The organism is Rhodoferax sp. GW821-FHT02C08 (genome assembly GCF_059421805.1).
In genome coordinates this window covers 1-21,087 of sequence record NZ_JBWKVR010000017.1, presented here as the reverse complement: position 1 = coordinate 21,087, position 21,087 = coordinate 1, and the positions used below count along the sequence as shown (strand labels likewise).

At 63.6% G+C, this 21,087-nt stretch carries 22 protein-coding genes; 11 read left to right on the top strand and 11 right to left on the bottom strand.

The window, feature by feature from the left end:
* Positions 1-4 precede the first annotated feature (4 nt).
* Entirely contained in the window at positions 5-634 is a 630-nt protein-coding gene (locus AC07VY_RS18810; RefSeq protein WP_495098796.1) for a LysE family translocator, read from the top strand.
* Positions 635-710: 76 nt separating this feature from the next.
* Here AC07VY_RS18810 and AC07VY_RS18805 read toward each other — a convergent pair whose 3' ends face one another.
* A complete protein-coding gene (locus AC07VY_RS18805) occupies positions 711-2,303 on the bottom strand; it encodes a methyl-accepting chemotaxis protein (protein WP_495098795.1) in 1,593 nt (530 codons plus the stop codon).
* Between the two features lie 474 nt (positions 2,304-2,777).
* Here AC07VY_RS18805 and AC07VY_RS18800 point away from each other — a divergent pair, with 474 nt between their 5' ends.
* From AC07VY_RS18800 to AC07VY_RS18775, 6 genes are all read left to right on the top strand, one after another.
* Positions 2,778-3,731: a sugar ABC transporter substrate-binding protein gene (locus AC07VY_RS18800; protein WP_495077418.1), complete on the top strand. Its 954-nt coding sequence runs from the start codon at positions 2,778-2,780 to the stop codon at positions 3,729-3,731.
* A 55-nt stretch (positions 3,732-3,786) separates the two neighbouring features.
* Positions 3,787-5,325, top strand: a complete 1,539-nt coding sequence (locus AC07VY_RS18795; RefSeq protein ID WP_495098794.1) for a sugar ABC transporter ATP-binding protein — start codon at positions 3,787-3,789, stop codon at positions 5,323-5,325.
* A 49-nt stretch (positions 5,326-5,374) separates the two neighbouring features.
* Positions 5,375-6,337 (top strand): ABC transporter permease, encoded by a 963-nt coding sequence (locus AC07VY_RS18790; RefSeq protein WP_495077416.1) that lies wholly within the window; start codon positions 5,375-5,377, stop codon positions 6,335-6,337.
* A gap of 7 nt (positions 6,338-6,344) precedes the next feature.
* Complete coding sequence (locus tag AC07VY_RS18785) at positions 6,345-7,355, top strand: LacI family DNA-binding transcriptional regulator (protein ID WP_495077415.1); 1,011 nt, start codon at positions 6,345-6,347, stop codon at positions 7,353-7,355.
* On the top strand, positions 7,352-7,756 hold the full coding sequence (rbsD, locus tag AC07VY_RS18780) for a D-ribose pyranase (protein ID WP_495098793.1): 405 nt from the start codon (positions 7,352-7,354) through the stop codon (positions 7,754-7,756). The genes AC07VY_RS18785 and rbsD overlap by 4 nt, the downstream gene beginning before the upstream one ends.
* 112 nt (positions 7,757-7,868) lie before the next feature.
* Positions 7,869-9,446 carry a phospholipase D-like domain-containing protein gene (locus AC07VY_RS18775; RefSeq protein ID WP_495098792.1) on the top strand — a complete coding sequence of 526 codons (1,578 nt, stop codon included), beginning with the start codon at positions 7,869-7,871 and terminating at the stop codon, positions 9,444-9,446.
* A gap of 213 nt (positions 9,447-9,659) precedes the next feature.
* Here AC07VY_RS18775 and AC07VY_RS18770 read toward each other — a convergent pair whose 3' ends face one another.
* From AC07VY_RS18770 to AC07VY_RS18760, 3 genes are read right to left on the bottom strand one after another with little or no spacing between them, the layout of a single operon-like run.
* Complete coding sequence (locus tag AC07VY_RS18770) at positions 9,660-10,478, bottom strand: phosphatase PAP2 family protein (protein WP_495098791.1); 819 nt, start codon at positions 10,476-10,478, stop codon at positions 9,660-9,662.
* The gene (locus AC07VY_RS18765; protein WP_495098790.1) at positions 10,468-11,274 is read right to left on the bottom strand and encodes a metallophosphoesterase family protein; all 807 of its coding nucleotides are present in this window, start codon (positions 11,272-11,274) and stop codon (positions 10,468-10,470) included. The genes AC07VY_RS18770 and AC07VY_RS18765 overlap by 11 nt, the downstream gene beginning before the upstream one ends.
* Positions 11,271-12,248, bottom strand: a complete 978-nt coding sequence (locus tag AC07VY_RS18760; protein WP_495098789.1) for a diacylglycerol/lipid kinase family protein — start codon at positions 12,246-12,248, stop codon at positions 11,271-11,273. The genes AC07VY_RS18765 and AC07VY_RS18760 overlap by 4 nt, the downstream gene beginning before the upstream one ends.
* A gap of 192 nt (positions 12,249-12,440) precedes the next feature.
* Between AC07VY_RS18760 and AC07VY_RS18755 the strand changes: the two genes are divergently transcribed.
* Together AC07VY_RS18755 and AC07VY_RS18750 are read left to right on the top strand one after the other, a co-directional pair.
* Complete coding sequence (locus tag AC07VY_RS18755) at positions 12,441-13,625, top strand: MFS transporter (protein ID WP_495098788.1); 1,185 nt, start codon at positions 12,441-12,443, stop codon at positions 13,623-13,625.
* A 75-nt stretch (positions 13,626-13,700) separates the two neighbouring features.
* Positions 13,701-14,306, top strand: coding sequence for a hypothetical protein (locus tag AC07VY_RS18750; protein WP_495098787.1), 606 nt, complete (start codon positions 13,701-13,703; stop codon positions 14,304-14,306).
* Positions 14,307-14,632: 326 nt separating this feature from the next.
* On the opposite strand, the gene AC07VY_RS18745 is transcribed toward AC07VY_RS18750, so the two are convergent.
* A complete protein-coding gene (locus AC07VY_RS18745; RefSeq protein ID WP_495098786.1) occupies positions 14,633-15,619 on the bottom strand; it encodes an AraC family transcriptional regulator in 987 nt (328 codons plus the stop codon).
* A gap of 109 nt (positions 15,620-15,728) precedes the next feature.
* Here AC07VY_RS18745 and AC07VY_RS18740 point away from each other — a divergent pair, with 109 nt between their 5' ends.
* Entirely contained in the window at positions 15,729-16,562 is an 834-nt protein-coding gene (locus AC07VY_RS18740) for an NAD(P)H-binding protein (RefSeq protein WP_495098785.1), read from the top strand.
* 108 nt (positions 16,563-16,670) lie between these two features.
* On the top strand, positions 16,671-16,811 hold the full coding sequence (locus AC07VY_RS18735) for an SDR family oxidoreductase (protein WP_495098784.1): 141 nt from the start codon (positions 16,671-16,673) through the stop codon (positions 16,809-16,811).
* 68 nt (positions 16,812-16,879) lie between these two features.
* Here the strand turns inward: AC07VY_RS18735 and AC07VY_RS18730 are convergent, their stop codons facing one another.
* From AC07VY_RS18730 to AC07VY_RS18705, 6 genes are all read right to left on the bottom strand, one after another.
* Entirely contained in the window at positions 16,880-17,473 is a 594-nt protein-coding gene (locus AC07VY_RS18730) for a flavin reductase family protein (protein WP_495098783.1), read from the bottom strand.
* 369 nt (positions 17,474-17,842) lie between these two features.
* The gene (locus tag AC07VY_RS18725; RefSeq protein WP_495098782.1) at positions 17,843-18,181 is read right to left on the bottom strand and encodes a hypothetical protein; all 339 of its coding nucleotides are present in this window, start codon (positions 18,179-18,181) and stop codon (positions 17,843-17,845) included.
* A gap of 87 nt (positions 18,182-18,268) precedes the next feature.
* A complete protein-coding gene (locus AC07VY_RS18720; RefSeq protein ID WP_495111361.1) occupies positions 18,269-18,844 on the bottom strand; it encodes a recombinase family protein in 576 nt (191 codons plus the stop codon).
* 241 nt (positions 18,845-19,085) lie between these two features.
* Complete coding sequence (locus tag AC07VY_RS18715; RefSeq protein ID WP_495098780.1) at positions 19,086-20,360, bottom strand: zonular occludens toxin domain-containing protein; 1,275 nt, start codon at positions 20,358-20,360, stop codon at positions 19,086-19,088.
* On the bottom strand, positions 20,357-20,692 hold the full coding sequence (locus AC07VY_RS18710) for a DUF2523 family protein (protein ID WP_495098779.1): 336 nt from the start codon (positions 20,690-20,692) through the stop codon (positions 20,357-20,359). Before AC07VY_RS18710 ends, AC07VY_RS18715 begins: the two co-directional genes overlap by 4 nt.
* A 1-nt stretch (position 20,693) precedes the next feature.
* Positions 20,694-20,870, bottom strand: a complete 177-nt coding sequence (locus tag AC07VY_RS18705) for a hypothetical protein (protein WP_495098778.1) — start codon at positions 20,868-20,870, stop codon at positions 20,694-20,696.
* Between the last annotated feature and the right edge of the window lie 217 nt (positions 20,871-21,087).

Genomic DNA, 21,087 nt, shown 5'->3' with positions numbered 1-21,087 from the left:
CCCCATGAGCCTGCACACCTGGTGGCTGTTTTTGATGATGACCTTTCTGGTGTCGGCCACGCCAGGGCCGAACATGCTGCTGGTGATGAGCTCCAGCGCCCGCTTCGGCTTCCAGGCCGCGCTGGCCACCATGGCCGGCTGCATGGTGGTGATGATTCTGATGATGGGCATCTCGGCCGCCGGCCTGGGGGCGCTGCTGCAAAGCTTCCCGACCGTCTTCAACACCCTGCGCTGGCTGGGCGCCGCTTACCTGGCCTATCTGGGCATCCAATGCTGGCGCGCACCGGTGGCCCAGGAGGCGGATGGCAGCGTTGCCAAAGCCAGCGTCGTGCCCAGCAACGCCAGCCTGTTCCGCCAGGGCGTGCTGGTGGCCGGCAGCAACCCCAAGGCGATTCTGTTTGCCGTGGCCTTTTTGCCGCAATTCCTGGACGCCAGCGCCCCCCAGATACCGCAGTTCACGGTGCTGCTGCTAACCTTTGCGGTGATCGAGGCCGGCTGGTACCTGGTATATGCCGGCAGCGGCAAGACGCTGGCCAACTTTCTGCGCCGCGCCAGCGTGCTAAAGATGTTCAACCGCGCCACCGGCGGTGTGTTCGTAGGCTTTGCCGCCGTGATGGCCACCGTGCGCAACTAAGCTTCCGGTTGCTACCAAAAAAATAGCTGCCAGCGCAGGTACTACCTGCGCTGGCAGCTATTTTTGCTTACAACAACTACCGGGCAAACGCAATCTGCGGGCTGGATGCCGTGCCGCCATGGCCCAGCTTGAACACCGCCACCGACTGCACCAGCGACGCAGCCTGGCTCTTCAGGCTGCTGGCGGCAGCGGCCATTTCTTCCACCAGCGCCGCGTTCTGCTGCGTTGTCTGGTCCATGTGGACCACCGCTTCGCCCATTTGCGACATGCCCTGCGCCTGCTCTGAGCTGGCGGTGCTGATCTCGCCCATGATCTCGGTCACCTTCTGGATGGCCTGCACCACCTCGCTCATGGTGCTGCCCGCCTGGTCCACCAGGGCCGTGCCCTGGCTCACACGCTCCACGCTGTCGCCGATCAGGGCCTTGATCTCTTTGGCGGCAAGCGCGCTACGGCTGGCCAGGCTACGCACCTCGCTGGCCACCACGGCAAAGCCCCGGCCCTGCTCACCCGCACGCGCGGCTTCCACGGCCGCATTCAAGGCCAAGATGTTCGTTTGAAAGGCGATGCCGTCGATCACGCTGATGATGTCGCTGATCTTCTTCGAGCTGTCGTTGATGCCCTTCATGGTGTCCACCACCTGGCTCACCACCGCCCCGCCACGGGTCGCCACATGGGAGGCGTTCAGCGCCAGCGTGTTGGCGTGACGCGAGTTGTCTGCGTTCATGCGCACAGTGGAACTCAGCTCTTCCATGGACGCCGCCGCCTGCTCCAGCGCGCTGGCCTGTTGCTCGGTGCGTCCCGACAGATCATGGTTGCCGGTGGCAATCTCCGCACTGGCGTTCGACACGCTGTCCGCCCCCTGGCGCACCCGCCCCACTACGTCGAACAGGCTGGCCTGCATGGCCTGCAGAGCCGTCAGCAACTGGCCGGTTTCGTCAGTGGAGTCCACCTGGATAACAGAAGTCAAATCACCCGACGCCACGGTTTGCGCCAGCTGCACGGCCGTGCCTATCGGCCCCGTGATCGAGCGCGTCAGCGTATAGGCCAGGGCCACCGCCAGCAAGGTGGCGCCCACCGTCAGCGACAGCATCAGCACATTCGCGCCATGGGCCATCTCGGCCGCCTGGACGCCGAACTCCTCCATACCGTCGGTCTGGCTTTTCAAAAACGCCTCGATGGCCGACAGGTAGACAGTCTGCGGTGGCAACATTTCCTTGACCAGGAAGGTACGGCCCTCGTCGATCTTGCCAGTCTTGATCATCTCCAGCAGGGTTTGCTCGTGTTGCTTGAAATTGGCGCGCGCCTCCAGCATGGCGCCCAGGGCGGCCTTGCCTTTGTCGCTGTGCACAATGCCCGTCAGTTCCTCCACCGCCTTGGCGATCACCACAGCCGAGTCGTCCACCTTGGCAAGCTCTCCCTGTACCACCGGCGGCCCGGAGGCAATCAAGGCCGTGCGCAACGCTCGCGACTGCCGGTTCATCTGGTTCTCGATCAATTGCGCCAGCGCCACCTTGTGGTAGCGGTCGTGCAGGATGATTTCGATGTTCTGGTCCACCGCATTGATGCGACTGATACCGACCGACGCCATGGCGATCAGCAGCCCGATCACGATGGCGAAACCGGCCCCCAGACGTGGGCCGATGTTCATGTTTTTAAGAAAATGCAGCATTACGCCCACCTTTCGTAGAGGATTGAAAACCACTGCGACACACTGCCCAAGCCGACCTGGCAGTGCATCCTGCCATGCCTGGCCCCCGAATCAAAGGTACTGCTGCCGCAAGCGCACCCTGGCAGGTATTAACACCTGGCCGACCTTCAAAGCACAAAACAACAGCAAGCGCACACACTGTCTGCGCAAGATGTTATTAATTTCATAGCAAATGTACGCGAAAGCAGCATCTGAAGTGTCAGGTTTACGAGCATACCCTGCATGTGCAGCGCCTGCCCCGCAGGTCGGCACCAAGATGGCCCATGCCGCACCAATACGGGTTTATCATTACAAGGAAAACGATTGCGCAAACGTTTTCCACACTATTATTCAACCCACAAAAGAGCTCCACCCTGGCCTCGGCGTCTCGCCACAAGGCCGTGGAATTGCTTTTGTACGTGTTTTTCTTAGCCCCTCATACATGGAGACAGCCGCATGAAACTGACCCGCCGCACCGCCCAAACCACCCTCGCCCTCAGCCTGCTGGCTGCACTGACGGGTGCGCCCGCCTTCGCCGCCGAGAAACCCAAGGTCGCGCTGGTGATGAAATCCCTGGCCAACGAGTTCTTCCGCACCATGGAAGACGGCGCCAAGGCCCATAACAAGGCCCATGCGTCCGAGTACACCCTGGTGTCCAACGGCATCAAGAACGAGACCGACACCGCCGCCCAGATCCGCATGGTCGAGCAAATGATTGCCCAGAAGGCTGACGCCATCATCATCGCCCCGGCCGACTCCAAGGCCCTGGTGCCGGTGCTGAAGACCGCCATCGACAAAGGCATCCTGGTGGTCAATATCGACAACCAGCTCGACGCCGATGCGCAAAAAGAGAAAGCCATCCAGATCCCGTTCGCCGGTCCTGACAACCGCGCTGGCGCCAAGCTGGTCGGCGACTTCCTGGCCAAGAGCCTGAAGGCAGGCGACAAGGTCGGCATCATCGAAGGCGTGTCCACCACCTTTAACGCACAGCAGCGCACGCTGGGCTTCCAGGACGCGATGAAGGCCGCTGGCGCCACCGTGGTCGGCGTGCAATCCGGCAACTGGGAAATCGACAAGGGCAACACCGTGGCATCCGGCATGCTGCGTGAACACCCCGACCTGAAGGCCCTGCTGGCTGGCAATGACAACATGGCCCTGGGTGCCGTGGCTGCCGTCAAGGCCGCAGGCAAGACCGGCCAGGTACAAGTGGTGGGCTACGACAACATCACCGCCGTCAAGCCCATGCTGAAGGACGGCCGCATGCTGGCCACCGCCGACCAGTACGGCGCCAAGCAAGCCGTGTTCGGCATCGAGATCGCCCTGAAGGCCATCGCCGAGAAGAAGAAGCAAGCCGACATGCCTGCGGCCATCCAGACCGACGTGGTACTGGTGACCAAAGACACGAAGTAAGCCCCAGAACCGCAACGCGGCAGCCCCAGCCGCGTTGCGTCTCACACACATTGCCATGACCGCCACACCTGTTCTCACCATCCGTTCCGTCAGCAAAACCTATGTCACCCAGGTACTGCACGAAGTCTCGTTGTCGCTGCGCGCGGGCGAAGTACTGGCGCTGACCGGTGAAAACGGCGCGGGCAAAAGCACGCTGTCCAAAATTATTTCCGGCCTGGAAAAACCCAGCGCCGGTGAACTCACACTGGCCGGCCAGCCCTACGCGCCCGCCGCGCGCCGCGAGGCCGAGGCCTTGGGCGTACGCATGGTGATGCAGGAGCTGAGCCTGATCCCCACGCTGACCGTGGCCGAGAACCTGCTGCTTGGCGCCCTGCCCCACCATGGCAGCTGGCGCGCCCACTGGATCGACAAGGCCCAGCTATACGCCAAGGCCTCGCAGCAACTGGCCAAGATGGGCATCAGCGACATCGACCCACGCACGCCAGTGTCCCAACTGGGCATAGGCCAGCAACAGATGGTGGAGATTGCCCGCAACCTGCAGGACAACACCCGCGTGCTGATCCTGGACGAGCCCACGGCCATGCTGACGCCGCGCGAGACGCGCCACCTGTTCGACCAGATCGCCCGCCTCAAGGCCCAGGGCGTGGCCATCATTTACGTATCGCACCGCCTCGAAGAGCTGGTGCAAATTGCCGACACCCTGGCCGTGCTGCGCGACGGCCGCCTGGTCAAGGTCTGCCCCATGCACACCGTGAACGAGGCCGACATCGTCCAGCTCATGGTCGGCCACGCGGTGGACCAGGACATGGAACGCCCGCGCCGCCCACAGGGCAAGCTGCTGCTGCGCGCCACCGGCCTGCGCCGTGGCCGTGCAGTGCAGGACGTCAGCCTGGATGTGCATGCTGGCGAGGTCTTCGGCCTGGCCGGCCTGGTAGGCAGCGGCCGCACCGAGGTGCTGCGCCTGCTGTTCGGCGCCGACCGCGCCGAGCATGCCGAGATCAACGTCACCGGGCAGCCGCCCACCGACAACAAGGGCTGGCGCTCGCCGTTGCAGGCGATTGCCGCCGGCATCGGCCTGGTCACCGAAGACCGCAAATCCCAGGGCCTGCTGCTAAGCCAGCCGATCCGCGTGAACACCACACTCAGCGATGTGGGCGCGGTATCCAAAGCCGGCTGGCTCAACTTTGCGCGCGAAAGCGCGATTGCCCAGGCCATGGTGCAGCGCCTGTCCGTGCGCTGCAACGGCCCCGAACAGCCGGTGGGCACGCTCAGCGGCGGCAACCAGCAAAAAGTGGTGTTCTCGCGCTGGCTGCACCACGAATGCAACATCCTGCTGCTGGACGAACCGACGCGCGGCGTAGACGTGGGTGCACGCGCCGACATCTATGCCGAGCTGGAAAAAATGGCCGAGGCCGGCAAGGGCCTGCTGATGGTCTCCAGCGATTTGCGCGAGCTGATGCAGATGTGCGACCGCATCGGCGTGATGGCCCAGGGCCGCCTGGTCGCCATCTTCGAGCGCGGCCAGTGGACCGAAAAGTCCCTGCTGGAAGCCGCCTTCAGCGACACCCAGGACCGCACCGGTACCCACGGCTAAGCCCCCCCGTTCTCCGCCCAATCTTTTCTTTCGATTTTTGCAATCCACCATGTCTACTTCTCCCTCTCCCCGCAGCAGCAGCCAGCTCGGTACCTACCTGGGCCTGAGCGCCGTGCTGGTCGGCATGGCCATTTTGTTTGGCAGCCTGAGCGAATACTTCTTCAGCATGGAGACCTTTGTCGCCATCGCCAACGAAATCCCGGCCCTGCTGGTGATGGCCGTGGGCATGACCTTTGTGCTGATCATCGCGGGCATTGATTTGTCGGTTGGCTCGGTGCTGGCGCTGTCGGCGGCGGCCACGGCTACCGCCATATTGCAGTGGCACTGGGCGACCCTGCCCGCCGCGCTGCTGGGCCTGCTGGTCGGCCTGGCCTGCGGTGCCGCCACCGGCTGGATCGCCGTGGCATGGCGCCTGCCCTCGTTCATCGTCTCGCTGGGCATGTTGGAAGCCGTGCGCGGCGGCGCCTATGTGGTGACGGACTCGCGCACCCAGTACGTAGGCGACGCCATCGGTGGCCTGGCCGCGCCCTGGGTGGGGGGCGTGTCGGCCTCCTTCTTCATCGCCGTGGCCCTGGTGGTGGTGGCCCAGCTGGTGCTGAGCAAGACCGTATTCGGCCGCTATGTGGTGGGCATTGGTACCAACGAAGAAGCCATGCGCCTGGCCGGCATCAACCCCAGCCCGATCCGCATCGCGGTGTTTGCCGCCACCGGCCTGCTGGCCGGCTTTGCGGGCCTGATGCAGTCGGCCCGGCTGGAGGCGGCCGACCCCAACGCCGGCTCGGGCATGGAGCTGCAGGTGATTGCCGCCGTGGTGATCGGCGGCACCAGCCTGATGGGCGGGCGCGGCTCGGTCATCAACACCTTTTTCGGCGTGCTGATCATCGCTGTGCTCGAAGCCGGCCTGGCCCAGATCGGCGTCAGCGACCCGAGCAAGCGCATCATCACCGGCTGCGTGATCGTGGTGGCGGTGATCATCGACACCCTGCGGCAGCGTCGCGCCGCCACCCGATAATTTCGGCATGGCCTCTATCAAAGACGTTGCGCGCCACGCCAACGTATCCATCTCCACCGTCTCCCATGTGGTGAACCGCACCCGCTTTGTCAGCGACAAGGCGCGGCAGGACGTGGAAGCCGCGATCCGCGCGCTGGGCTATGTACCCAGCGCGGTGGCCCGCAGCCTGAAGAGCAACACCACCAAAACGCTGGGGATGCTGATCCCCAACTGCTCCAACCCCTACTTTGCCGAGATCGTGCGCGCGGTGGAAGACCACTGCTTTGCCAGCGGCTACACGCTGATACTGTGCAACACCGACGACGAGCCGCACCGCCAAAGCGTCTACCTGCAAGTGCTGGCCGAGAAACGGGTGGACGGACTCATCATCATCTCCACCGGTGAAGACAGCGACCTGCTGCAGCTACTGCAAGGCCTGACCACACCCACCGTGCTGCTCGACCGCGAGCTCACCCATGTGCACTGCGACCTGGTGGAAACCGCCCACGTGCAAGGCGGCCAGATGGCCGCCGAACACCTGCTGCAGCTAGGCCACCGGCGCATTGCCTGCATTGGTGGGCCGGCCGACCTGAGCTCCAGCGCGCAGCGCATCCAGGGCTGGCGCAATGCGCTGGCCGCAGCCGGCCTGGCGGAAGAGGCCCGCGACTTGCTGTGGCACAGCGACTTCACCAGCCAGGGCGGCTTTAGCGCCATGCAGGCGATTCTGCAATCGTCCCAGCCACCCAGCGCCGTGTTCGTCTGTAACGACCTCATGGGCATAGGCGCGCTCAGCGCCGCCCACGAGGCCGGGGTGCGCGTACCGCAGGACCTGTCGCTGGTCGGCTTCGACGACATCGAGCTGGCGCGCTTCACCAGCCCACCACTGACCACCATCGTCCAGCCCAAGCAGCGCATCGGCATGCTGGCCGTGGACATGCTGCTGGAACGCATACAGGGTGGGCGGCTGGATGCCAAACAAGTTCTTTTGCAGCCCACGCTGACCGTGCGCGCGTCCACCGCACCCTATTCAAAACAATGAAACGTACCACCCTCCTCCACGCAGAACTTTCCCAAGTCATTGCCAGCATGGGCCATGGCGACATGCTGGTGCTGGGCGACGCCGGCCTGCCCATCCCCCTTGGCCCCGGCGCTCCGCAGCGCATCGACCTTGCCGTCTGCCCCGGCACGCCGGGACTGCAAGAAGTGTTGAAAGCCGTGCTGAGCGAGCTGCAGGTAGAGGCCAGCATCATCGCCACCGAGGCCCTGGTCGGCGACGAACGCCAACTGCCCGCCTGGTGTGCCGACCAGTTGCCCACCAAACCGGCCAACCTCAGCCACGCGGACTTCAAAAAGCTCTGCGGCCAGGCCCGTGCCATGGTGCGCACCGGCGAATGCACACCCTACGCCAACATCATCTTGGTAGCCGGCGTCGCGTTCTAGCTATTGAAACCATAGCTGCTGACGCAGACAGAATCTGCGTCAGCAGCCTGTTCTTATCAAATCGTAACGGCACGGTACGCCGGCGGCGCTTTCCGCTACAGTGGGTCGCACCATGCCGTCCCAGCGCCTTCACCTCCCTCTGACCACAGCCCTGCTGCGCTGGGCCGGGGCGCTGATCTGCGCGGTACTGACAGGCTGCGCATCGCTGCCCAGCACGGTAGACCGGCCGGTGTCCACGGCCCTGGCCCAACCCGAAGACACGCGGCTGGGCGCGCTGGTGGCCGCGCGGGCGCAGCAGGCGGGCACACGCAACGACTCGGGTTTTGCCCTGGTGGGCGATGCCCAGCAGGCCTTCAGCAGCCGCATGGCGCTGATCCAGGCGGCGCAAAAAACGCTGGACCTGCAGTACTACGCCATCTTTGCCGACGACACCACCGAGCGCCTGTTGGCTGCACTGCGCGATGCCGCGCACCGGGGTGTACGCGTCCGCATCCTGCTGGACGACTTCAACACCTCGGGCAAGAACACCCAGGTGCTCAAGCTGGCGTTTGAAAGGAACATCGACCTGCGCCTGTTCAACCCGTTGCCGGGAGGGCGCGGCTCCATGGCGCTGCGGGTGCTGAGCAACCTGAAGGACACGGCGCGCATGCAGCGGCGCATGCACAACAAGATGCTGGTGGCCGACAACGCGGTGGCCATCACCGGCGGGCGCAACCTGGGCGAAACCTATTTCGGCCAGAGCCAGGACAGCAACTTCATCGACATCGACATGCTGGCAGCAGGCCGCATGGCCCGCGAACTCTCGCGCAGCTTCGACCAGTACTGGAACAACCCGCTGGCCTACCCCGTGGAATCGCTGATGACGGTGCAGGAAATTGAGGCCCTGAAGCCCCCGCCAGAGCCCGTATCCGCAGATGCGGCATCCGCCCCGCCCGCATTGCCCGGGACCATGGACCTCGGCAGCTTCCGCTGGACCTGGGCGCCGTCTGCGCTGCTGGTGGACAAGCCTTCCAAGATCGCGGCCGACGCCGACACCACCGATGCCCAGCAGGACACCGCGGTCGATGGGCTGCTGCAGCTGATGGGGCAGGCCCAGCGCACGCTGCTGATCGTGTCGCCCTACTTCGTGCCCGGCGAGCGCATGCTCAAGGCCTTTGCCGACCTGCGCCGGCGCGGCGTGCAAATACGTGTGCTGACCAATTCACTGGCCTCGACCGACGCGCCCGCCGCCCATGTGGGCTATGCGCGCTACCGCAAGGCCCTGCTCGGCCTGGGCATCGCGCTGTATGAAATGCGGGCCGAGCAAAAGGGCACGTTCCGCCGCCTGGGGACCACAGCCCTGGGCAGCGGCAACAGCGGTACACGCGCCAGCCTGCATTCCAAGATGGTGGTGGTGGACGACAGCTGGCTGGTGGTGGGCTCGATGAACCTGGACCTGCGCTCGCAGTTGCAAAACAGCGAGGTGGCCATCATCGTCCGCAGCAGCGCCATCTCCGCCGAAGCCACGCGCCTGGTCGAGCCCACGCTGGCCCATGGTGCTTACCACGTCGAACTGCAGGACCAGCGGCTGCTATGGCGTGCGCCGCCCGGGGCCACGTTCTCTGATGCCCGCAGCGAGCCAGACGCCAGCCTGGGCCTGCAATTCTTCACCACGCTGATGGCGCCGTTTGCCCCCGATGAAATGCTATGAAAAAGAGAGCTTGCAGCGCAGATTCCACCAGCGGCACAGGCCCAAAAGGCCTGAATATCTACCTGCCTCAGATCGCAACCACGCACATTAAAGACCCCGTTCGCCCTGAGCCTGTCGAAGGGCTCTATTAGCAAGCCCTTCGACAGGCTCAGGGCGAACGGTTCTGGTGGTGTGTCTGAGCCAAGTATCGAATCAGGCCAAAAGGCTAAAAAGTCAGCCTGGCTTGCGGCGCCGGTACCACTTGGTCAACTCAACGCTGGCAATGCACACCGCCAACCAGGCCGTGCCAGATGCAAAGCCGGCCAGCACGTCGCTGGCAAAGTGCACCCGCAAAAACACCCGGCTGGTGCCTATGCTGAAAGCCAGCGCCGCGGCCGCCAGCACCAGGGGCAGGTGCCAGCGGCTGGGCAGAAAGCGCGCCAGCACATAGGCCAGCATGCCGTAGACCACCACCGAACCCGAGCTGTGGCCGCTGGGGAAGCTGTAGCCCTGGGCCATCACCAGGCCGTCCTCGTGCAGCGGCCGCACGCGGGCGAAGATCTGTTTCAGCGTGGTGTTCAGCGCGCCGTTGCCGGCCACCGCCAGTACCCAGCCCAGGGCCAGCCAACGCCGTCCGCGCCACACCAGCGCGGCCGCCACCAGCACGCAGATCGCCACCAGGGTTTCGGTATTCGCCAGCACCGTGAGCCAGGCGGCGGCCTGGGCCACAGCGGCGGGCAGGTGCAGGCGCAAACTATCGGCCAGTGCCTGGTCGGCCAGGCCCAGGCCGGCATCGGCACCCAGGGCCTCGGCCAGCTCGGCAAACACCCAGGCGGCCGCCACGATCACCGCAAAGCCCCCGGCCAGGCGCACGGCCAGGTAGAGCGATGGCGGCAGGCTGCTTTCTTCACGCGGCACGTGGTAGCGCCGCAGCAGCCACCAGCTGGTGCCGCACAGCAGCAACAAGAGCAGCAGCAAGCCGGCGTACAGCGGCACGGCGTGGGCACCGGCTTGCTGGGCCCAGGCTAGCAACGGCTCTGCATCATTCGGCATGGAGGTTTCTTTCTCTGTCTACTTGCAGGGAATAGGTCTTGGCACACACGAATGCGGCGCTGGCTGCGGCGTAATCCCATTGCTCCACCGCGCAGCGGGCTTGGAGGGGCGACCAGCGCAGCAAGTTCACCGAATTGGGCACACCCGCCCGCACCCGCGACGACACGGCCGTGCCGGCCTGCACCACCCACATCGCCCGCGCCAGGCCGGCCAGCGGCGCCACATAGGGCAGATGGATGTGGCCACCCAGCACCAGGTCAGCCCCGGCGCTAGCCCAGGCACTCTGCGCAGCGGCATGGCCATGCAGGCGGTCGCCCACATCGCGCGCGCGCACCACTTCCAACGGCTGGTGCACCACCACCACCCGTAGCTGTGCCGGTGTGGCACCGACCAGCCACTGGCCCACACGGTCGATCTGCGCGGCCGACACCGCACCGTCGATATGCCGGTAGGGCCGCGTGGTGTTCACGCCCACCACCAGTAACTCGGGCGATGCAAAAACCGGCTGCAGATCGGCACCAAACGCGGCACTGTGCCGCGCATAGGGCTGCACCAGGCGCTGCCACAGGCTCAGCGGAATATCGTGGTTGCCAGGAATGGCCAGCACCGGTGCGCCCAGCCGGTCCAGCAGCGCCCGCGCCGCACGGAACTGGTCCGCACGCGCGCGCTGGGTGATGTCGCCCGACAGCACCACCAGGTCTGGCGGCTGCGCACGGGCCAGGTCCACCAGCGCCTCCACCACCGGCGCCTGCTCGGTGCCGAAGTGCGTGTCCGAAATGTGCAGCAGCAGTGTCATACAGGACCGGCAGCGCCATCGGGCGCAACCGGCTTCAGCAGGTACAGCGGCTGCGGCGCCACGCGGAATTCCAGCGGCGTGCGCATGCGCGTGACCTCGCCGTCAAACGCCACCTTCATCTTGCGCAGTCTGGGCTTGACCACCATGTGCGAGAAGGCAAAGCTCTCCACCGTGTCGGCCTCGCCCAGCGTGCCCAGGGCACCGCGCAGCATCAGGCCCGCCATGGCCCAGGTGCTGATGGGTTTGAGCATGACGGCGGCAACGCTGCCTGCATCCAGAGCGCGCGGCGGTTGCGCGCCAGCCCCCTCACCACCGCCCTCGCCAAGTTGCAGGCCCACCTGCTCCAGCTGCAGCCGGTTATTGCCAACGAACAACGTGGGCGTGCGCACATCCCGCAGCACGCCGCCCTGGTCTATGCGCAGGCGCAGCTGGCGGTGCACGCGCAGCAGCGTCATACAGGCGGCGCCCAGTGCAATCCAGCGGCTGCGGCCAAAGCGTGACTTGAAGGTTTCGCGGTCTTCCAGCAGCACCGGGTACAGGCCCAGGCTGGCGTTGACCAGGAATACATGGCCGTTCACCGTGCCCACTTGCACCGGCACCGGCTGGGCCTGCATCAGCTGCTGCGCGGCCAGCGCCGGCTCGGTGGGTATGCCATGGGTGCGGGCGAAGTAGTTGAAGGTGCCCAGCGGCACCACGCCCATGGCGCAGCCAGCGGCGTGCGCGGCCTGGGCCACGGCATTGATGGTGCCGTCGCCGCCCACCGCCACCACGGCCGAGTGTGTGGCCAGGGCCTGGGCCGCCGCCTCGCGCGCCACACGGGGTAGGTCGGCAGGGCGGGTGAAGCGCAACTCGCCACGCCGGCCGGCATCCTGCAGGGCCTGCTCGATCACGGCGCGCTTAGCGTCCGCGCCGCTGCGGCCGGATGCGGCATTGATGATGAAGATCAAGGGCGAGGCGGGGTCAAGCTTGGGCACGATCAGATACTAGCAGCGCCGGTCTAGCGCCGCACAAACGCTACTAAAACAATAGCTACCTGCGCTTATATCCATTGCGCCAATGGCATTTTTGACTACAAGACCTGGCAGAGCAAAGGTTATCCACCGCTTTTAAAATCACAGGGTTTTCCCGCACTTGGCTGCGCCCCCACCGCTCTCCCCCTATACGCTATGAATCTCCCCTTGCTGGCCCTGGCCGTTGCCGCTTTTGGCATTGGCACCACCGAATTCGTGATCATGGGCCTGCTGCCCGACGTGGCTGCCGACCTGGCGGTGTCCATCCCCTCCGCCGGCATGCTGGTCTCTGCCTACGCACTGGGCGTGGCCGTGGGTGGCCCCATCCTGGCGGTGGCCACCGCGCGCCTGCCGCGCAAGACCACGCTGGCCTGGTTGATGGCCTTGTTCGTGCTGGGCAATGTGGGCTGCGCGCTGGCCCCCAACTACACCTGGCTGATGGTGGCGCGCGTGGTCACATCCTTTTGCCACGCGGCATTCTTCGGCATTGGTGCGGTGGTGGCGGCCAGCGTGGTAGAGCCGCACAAGCGGGCCCAGGCCATGTCGCTGATGTTCGCCGGCCTGACCCTGGCCAACGTGCTGGGCGTGCCGCTGGGCACGCTGCTGGGTCAGCACACCGGCTGGCGCTCCACCTTTTGGGCCGTGGCCGTGATCGGCGTGCTGGCCACGCTGGCCGTGCTGCGCTGGGTGCCGGTGCTGCGCCAAACCTTGGTGGGCAGCCCCTTGGGTGAGTTCCGCGTACTGCGCATCAAGCAGGTCTGGCTGGCGCTGGGCATGAGCGTGCTGGCATCGACCAGCCTGTTCACCATGTTCACCTACATCACACCCATCCTGCGCGATGTCACCGGCGTGGCGCCACAAAACGTCAGCGGCGTGCTGCTGCTGTGCGGCGTGGGCCTGACCATAGGCAACCTGCTGGGCGGCCGTCTGGCCGACTGGAAGCTGATGCCCTCGCTGATGGCCATCTTCGCCGCGCTGGCCGCGGTGCTGACCACCTTCTCCTACACCAGCGCCTGGCTGTGGCCGGCCATCATCACACTGATGGTGTGGGGCATGGCTTCGTTCGCCGTGGGTGCGCCGCTGCAGGTGCGCGTGGTGTCGCAAGCCGGCGAAGCGTCCAGCCTGGCGTCGACGCTAAACATCGGTGCCTTCAACCTGGGCAACGCCCTGGGGGCCTGGCTAGGTGGCGCGGTGATCGACCTGGGCTGGTCGCTGCAAACCCTGCCCCTGGTGTCGGCCGGCGTGGCCGTGTGCGCCCTGGGGCTGACCGCCTACACCGCCCGGCTGGACCGCCGCCCGGTGGCCCTGCAGCCGGCCATGGCGGGCTGCAACCCAAGTTAGCGCGGGCTACGCCCAAAAGTGGGGCGTTAGGTGGCTACACTCCAGCCCTCCCCTAACGCCTTTACTTGGTTCAGCATGGATTTTTTGACTCTGGCGATTCTGGCCGCCATGGGCGGCTTTGGGCTCAACGCCTATGACCAGCGCCAGCGCATCGCGCTTTTGGGCAGCCACCTCAGCAACTACCAGGTAGAAAAACTGATGGAAGCCCTGACCCAGGGCTATCTGCGCGCGCTGGGCGAAAAAGACGCCGAGCGGCGCGACCAGATCTGGGGCCTGCTGGGCAGCACCGAAGCCCAACTGTGCAGCCAATTCGAGCGCTTCGCCAATGAATTCGCCAAGGTGGATCCCGAGCTGGCCCGCGTCAGCACCCTGCCCGCCGGCCTGCCCTACGCCAGCCGCTGGTGGCCGCAGGCCAGCTTCGACCTGCGCGCCATGTTCAAGCTGCACGCCCAGGGCCTGGCCCGGGCGGTGGCCAACCAAGCCCAGCGCTCGCCGCGCGACAAGGCCTTCACCGTGTCGGCCGAGCTGTTCTTGATGCAGCACAGCTGCCACTGGTTCTGCAAATCGAAAAACGTGGCCTCGGCCCGCCTGCTGGTGCGCCACCAAACCGCCTATGCCCAGGTGCTGGATTCTGTGGGCAGCGAAACCCGGGCTGCCTACGACAAGCTGGTCAACGGTTAAGGCCTATCCGCGCTACATAAAAAGTAGCTACCAGCGCAGTTAAATACTGGGCGGATTCAATCCCAAGTGCAACACAAGGGTCATTGGATAGCAGCGTGCTGGGGATGGTGTTTGAGCAAGAAGTCGCGATAGTCCTCCATGGCCTCGGCCGACGCAGTCTTGATCCACTCGTGGGCGCATTCGGGGCAGAGGTAGCGCTCACCGTCTTCGTAGATGAAGGCGAATTAGCATTGGGGGCTGGCGGGCAAGGTCACGGTGCATGGGATGTCGTGCCCACAGGAGCGCGATGGCCGACACTGTTCCCCCACTGGTGTCCGAGCTTCGGATCAGGCCTCCTGGGCCCGGTACGGGTTCTGCCGGTCTGCGGCGTCCTGCTCGCGGAACTGGCGTGGCGACTGACCGATGGTGCGCTTGAACACCTTGGAAAAACCGAAGGCGTCCTGGTAGCCCACGGCCTGCGCGATCTGTTCCAGCGGCTGCCGGGTGTCGGCCAGCAGCTGCATGGCCTTTTGCATGCGCAGCGTGCGCAGGTGGTTCAGCGGCGTGTCGCCCAGCGCGTTGCGAAAGCGCTCGGCCAGCGCCGAACGCGACAGGCCGGCCTGCTGGCCCAGTTCTTCGAGCGTCCAGCCGTGGCCGAGGTTGCCATGCATGAGTGTGAGTACCTGGCGGATCGGTCGATCGGCGATTGCGTGGTGCAAGCCCGGTCCGTTGGGGCTTTGGCGCTGTGCAATCTCGCGCAAGGCAAAGGCAAACAGCGCGTCGAGCAGGCCGTGGGTGGCCGAGCTGGCGCCCAGCCCCTCTTCGCCCAGCTCGCGGTCCAGCAGGCCGAGGGTCAGGGGCAGGGCTGAGAGTGGAGGGAGTGTGTGGCCGCGCACCACGAACCACGGCGGCAGGCTGCGCAGGAAAGGATGCAGCGGGTCGTGCCAGAACTGGTAGGCCGCGCTGATGACTTGCGCGGAGGACTGGGTGCGCGGATTGTCGTCGGCCCCGGCCCTAGAGGACGGTGCTCCGTTTGCCAGACCAGCGCCTGCGAATGGTGTGATCATCATGGTGGTGCTGTGCGTGGGCGTTGTGCGGTCCAGCGACAGCTGGTGCACGCAGCCGCGGGCCATCAGCACCAGATCGCCCGCCTGCAGCTCCAGCGGCGCATCCAGGTTGGGCGCGTGCACGAAGGCGCGACCACGCGTGACCGCGTGCAGGCCGAAGCTGCGGTCGCAGGGAAAGCGCAGCGACGTTCCGGGCGCGAGCGCGTGCAGGTTGAGCAGGCGGCGGCGCAGTCCGGCGATACGCAGGATGTCAGAGAGTATGTCCATCATTGAAATTTTAGGACGTTTAGACATGAATTGTGGAATTTCATGCATTCATATTTTTACGAGCACCGTACACACTGAGAGCCTTCTCAACCACAAACAGGAATTTTGCATGACCACCACCCTCGTGACCGGCGCCAATGGCCAGAACGGTTCGCCCCTTGTTGACCTGCTCACCGCCCAGGGCCAGACCGTGCGCCGCGCCACCAGCCGCACCCCCACCCAGGCCGGCGAGGTTCACCTCAACCTGGCCACCGGCGAAGGCCTGGCTGCAGCCCTGGCCGGCGCCGACCAGCTGTTCCTGTTGGCGCCTTCCGGCTTTTCCAACCATGACGAGTTGCTGATACCCGCCATCGACGCCGCCAAAACCGCCGGTGTGCGCAAGGTGCTGCTGATGTCTGCCATGGGTGCCAACGCCGACGACAGCATCCCGCTGCGCCGCGCCGAGTTGCACCTGGAGCGTTCGGGTCTGGCCTGGAACGTGATCCGCCCCAACTGGTTCATGCAGAACTTCCACACCTTCTGGCTGCAGGGCATCCAGACCCAAGGTCAGATCCTCCTGCCGGTGGGCGCCGCGAAGGGCAGCTTCATCGACACGCGCGACGTCGCGGCCGTGGCCGCCAAGCTGCTGACCAGCGACGACTTCGTGAACCAGTCGTACGACCTGACCGGCAGCGAGGCGTTCGACCACACCCAGGTGGCGGCAATCCTGTCGAAGGCCGCAGGCCGGACCATTGGCTACACCGACGTTCCCGAAGACGCAATGCGCCAGGGCCTGCTGGGCGCGGGCCTGCCGACGGACTACGCCGAGTTCCTGCTGGCGATCCTGGGTGCCTTCAAGACCGGCTATGCCGAGCGCACCACCGACGCAGTGCAACGCATCACCGGGAAGGCGCCGATCCGTCTGGAACAGTACGCGCAGGACTTTAAGGCCCACTGGGCCTAAACACCGACCGGGGTCGGAAATCCGTTTGCCCGCCAGCAAGCGCGGTCAGAACTCCGTTCGCCACCTCGGCTTGACGTGACCTGAAAAATATAGCGAAACAGGGCTCTCTTGGGACCTGCGCTAGAGCCGCTGAAGCGCTTCGGCACGCCCGAGGAGCTGGCCAGCGCCGTGGTCTACCTGGCGTCGCCCCTGGCGGCCCTCATCGTCGGCACCGAGCTGATCGTGGACGGCGGCATGAGCCAGCTGTGAGCAGGACGTTTGCTACACTTTCAATAGCATCCAGCGCAGATTTCATCTACGCCAGAGCCCCAAAAGATTCAAGACTTTTCAGGGGCTTGCACTACCAGCGACTCGCCCGTCACATAGAACTGCCCGCCGGCCACATAGTGCAGGCTGCGCAGTTCTTCCGGCGCGCCGTCGAAATGCCAGTGACCGTCGCTGAACACCCGCGGGTCGGCCCAGGCGGCCACCACCTCGGCGATGAACAGGTCGTACTGGTTTTGGTTGTGCGGCTCGGGCAGCACCCGGCATTCCAGCCAGGCCACACAGCCCTGCACCAGGGGTGCCTCGATCAAGCTGGCAGCATAGGTGCTGACACCCAGGCGTGCCACCTTGTCGGGCACATCCAACGCACTCTCGGAACCCGCGGCCAGCGTCTGCGCGGCGATGCCGCGGCAAGGTACATTGAGCGCCAACACGCCGCTGGCCTCAACCAACTGGCGCGTCAGCGTAGCCTTGTCGATCACCACCGTGACCTTGGGTGGGCTGAAGTCCAGCGGCATGGACCAAGCCGCCGCCATGACATTGCTGCGCCCGGCAGAGGCCGAAGACACCAGCACCGTAGGGCCGTGGTTGAGCAGGCGATAAGCTTTTTCAAGCGGAACAGGAAGACAGTGTTCAGGTAAGGACATGGCTGCACTGTAATGTCTTGCGGGTACCCACTTGGTGCCACTTGGCCAGCCAACCCGTAAGCCATTCCATCAAGATGGACACCGCATCGATCAGCGGGACCGTGAACGCCAATTCGCAGCCCAAAAATAAGACCCCCCTGAGCACACTAGGCACTCAGGGGGTATCTTGGCGGAAACGGAGACTTCTGGTCCATGGCAAGGCCCGGTTTACCGGGCCTTTTTCATTCTGCAAGCCCTGGGAATCAACATGTCAACACCGAAGGTTTGCCCATCGACCAAAGACAGCTTAGGGCCCACAAGAGACATTGCCGTTTCCCGAAAGCCGACTTTTGCAGCGCCACTGCGCCCCACCTTTGGGTGCTCAGACGGTCAAAAACCGATAGAGCGCAATTCGTCTTGAATCGTCATCAGGAAGCGTTGTTTGTCGACAAGAGCATCTTTAAAAGCTAGGCTGATTCGGTCGAACAGTTCTGATAGTCTCCGCTCGTCGCCGACGACCATTTGAAGACTTGTAAGCAAACGCTTCTTCACTTCGGGCGGGTATGTCAAGAATTCGGGCACCATCAGTCTACAAACAGCCGTCCGGACATCGTCTGAGTTATTTACGTCCAGTCCGGAGATTTGGAACTCATCGACCATGTTGACGTAGTCGAGGTCGAATACTTTGAGCAGGCTAACCAGGTAGGAAATCTCAGTCTTTTGATGCATTTATTTGAGTTTTGACGTAGCAGTTCGAACGTCAGCTCCTGGCCGATAACAGCAATCGTATCACCGAGTGATATCGGCCCAAGGCTGCTATTTCAGGCTGGAATGTCCCGGGTTGCGCTGCCGATAAATGGCACGCTTGATGACAGAGCCGGACACCTCGAAAAGTTTAGCTAGTGTCAGTTGTGTGTACTCACCGGTTGCGTAGAGCTTCACAACTTCGGCTTCTGCGTCTGGTGTGAGTGCACGGGTGCGGCCTGGTAGGTTGCCGCGCTCACGTGCGGCCTGTTGGCCCGCTATGGAGCGTTCGCGGATGATGCCGCGCTCCAGTTCAGCGACGGCACCCAGTATTTGGATCACGAATGATCCCATGGCGGTGGTGGTGTCCAGCGGCTCAGTGAGGCTTTTGACGAGGGCACCAGCTACCTTTATCTGCGCCAGGATGGAGAGCAGATCGGGCAAGGACCGGGCTACGCGGTCCAGTTTGTAGATCACAAAAATATCACCAGGGCGCAGGGCTGCAAGGCAGCGCCTTAGCTGTGGGCGTGCGCCCACAGAGCTAGCTTTTTCTTCGTAAATCTCTGTCACACCTGCCCTATGCAAGGCATCTAACTGCAAATCCGTCTCTTGCTCACGCGTAGAAACACGCGCATAACCAATCATCATTTTGTAGCCCTTAAAGTTACAAAAATTAACAACTCATCCATCGAGCAAAAAAACAAACTGTCAGCGAAATACAGCTATTTAGGACGCGGTTAGGCATTCATCATGCTTTTTGATGACTAGAACGCGCCAAACACTCGGCCTGCTGCACCGTGCATTTGCGTCTTAGCTGAACCCTGATCCCCCGCCAGCACTGCGCCTTGCTTGTTGCTTCCACCGAGCCGCGCACCGGGCTGCGGTGCGGTCAGATCACCTTACCCGTGGCCTGCATACCTGGTAAGAGCGAAGGGGCCGGAGAATCGCACACCAGGGTGCGTTTCTTGGTGCCAAAGGTGATGACGGCGGTGCAGTCACTCAAGCCTTGGAAGCTGTAGCCCACTTTGACCAAGTCGGCATCCGTCACCATGCCGATGACGGCCATTCCCTGGGACACCGCCAGGCTGTAGACGCTACGGCCCTTGGCGGTAATGTGGCCGGTGATGTGCAAGCCCTTGGGGCCGTAGGGCTCGGGGTACGGGTCAGTATCTCCCTCGGCCAATGGTTTGACTATGGCGGGCGCATTCGGTGCCGATGCCGGGCCTCGTGGAGCCGATGCAGGCAAAGCCCTACGCATGCCCTTGGCTTGGCCGTTAGGGTCTTCTGCATTGATCCAGGCGGGCGCGCCGTAGTTGGATGCCAATCCAGGCATGCGCTGCAGCTTGGGTTTAGGCTTGGCAGGCCAGAAGGCCCACACCACACAGCAGGCCGTCAAAACAATGAACGCCCACTTGAACCGATTAAATTTAACGATGAAGGGCGACACGTCAGAAGCTGCGGATTCCGCAACGGCGTTGCCCTGGGTGTGACTTTTGTACAGCCGGAACATTTCCGGCCTGTACTTGCGTTCGTCGGTGGCTATACAGGCACCACGGTAGCCGCCGTGCACCTTGCGAATGTAGTGGTCCTTTTTGCCCAAAATGTCAGCCTTACGGACCTTGACCAACATAGCCATGAGGCGGGCGATCGGCTGGTTAATGTCGCGGAAACTTTGCGTCATCAAGAGCACGTCCGCATTGAAGTGGCGGTGCAGCTTGAACCACTCCACGACCTGGGGGTCGGTTTCGTCGGACGGCATCGCCACATGGCATTCGTCGATGACGAACAAGGGGCCGAGACCCGACACCGGATGCTTCCAGGTGCTGTAGTAGTCCCACACACCCGCGAAGATGGTGGAGCTTTTTTTAGCCGCCTGTGCCTGGTCGAACTCCTGGTGGCTGATGTCTTCCGATGCGAGCACATAGGCGTTCCCGATGCCGTTTTCGTCCACACGGTCAGCATCCCAGGTGCCCAGGATGGGCATGGGCCGGGTGCGGCGTTCTATCAAGTCCGCATAGGCCGGATCAATGGCCGCGAAGGACTCCAAATCCAATGGCAAATTAGTAATAACCTTGCGCCCCTTTTTGAGGGAGTCCAGGACGTGGAAAACTGTGGCCTCATAGCTCTTGCCAGAGCCGGGAATACCTTCTAAACCGTTGATCATGATCCAAGCCTTACGAAGGGTATTAACTGCAGCGCAAGCCTTATCAGGATGGCCGCTACGATGATTGCGGAGGCCTCCCCTACCCTGAGGACGCCCAGGACCTGCAGCACCTCAGGGGGCAGGCTGGACCATGCAGAGGTATAGGAATCCAGGCCGGACAGATCGAGGGAGTTGATAGCCGTTATGCAAACGTCGAGCACGCTCTCAAACAACCAGGACGCGCCATCCTTGAGCATGTCCCAACCCGCATCAAAAACAGCCTTTGCCAAGGATGCAATCCAGGCCGCAAAGGCCGTGAACTTGGCAAGAATGGCGGTAAAAAATGCACCCATGTCAGCCTCCAAACACCAGGGAACGAGCCAGCAAAAGCGCGCTTAGGACGATCACCAAACCAGCAAAGCGCCATACCGATTCCGGCGGAGATATGTCGTGCTGGCCGAAGTTCATGATGCCCACATCCAAGTCGATAGTGATCGTGGGCGGACCACTGGCCGATAGGCCCGTGGGCATCAAGCGAGAGGCCAGAGAGCCCAGCGCTGAGCCGGTTAGCTGAGACTTTTTGTCTGACCAAACGCCCGACAAACCATTGGGATATTTAGGCTCGTAAAGCTTCGAGGGTGCAGCGAAATCGCCATTTGTGAATGCATTAGGGCAACGCTGAACAAGCCTCTTCAAAATAGGCCCATGCATCTACCAGGGTCCGATTTCGGCCACTTGGGCGTTCAGT